Here is a 377-nt window from a genome sequence, read left to right as displayed (position 1 = left end):
ATAGTAGTTTCAGTCTCTTTTTGTAATTCCTGAATGTTTTTACCACCCGGACCAATAAGTGCACCTATAAACTCATTTGGTATACGTCTTGTAACCATTTTTGGGGCATGACCTTTAACATCTGCATTTGGTGTTGCAATAGTATCGGTTAATTTACCAAGAATGTGCATTCTGCCTTCCTTTGCTTGGTTTAATGCGTTTACTAAAATCTCGTAGCTTAAGCCCTTAATTTTAATATCCATTTGGCAGGCTGTAATACCATCTTCAGTACCAGTAACTTTAAAGTCCATGTCGCCTAAATGATCTTCATCACCTAAAATATCAGATAAAACAGCATAACGTTCACCATCAGAAATTAATCCCATAGCAATACCAGA

1 protein-coding gene is annotated in these 377 nt (G+C 36.3%); it reads right to left on the bottom strand.

Annotated elements, in window-relative coordinates; genetic code table 11:
• On the bottom strand, positions 1–377 hold a 377-nt coding region (locus FUA24_RS20950; protein WP_246147124.1), incomplete at both ends, for a KH domain-containing protein.

The organism is Seonamhaeicola marinus (assembly GCF_008085455.1).
Note: the sequence above shows the minus strand (reverse complement) of the source record. Positions and strands in the feature narration are given on the sequence as shown.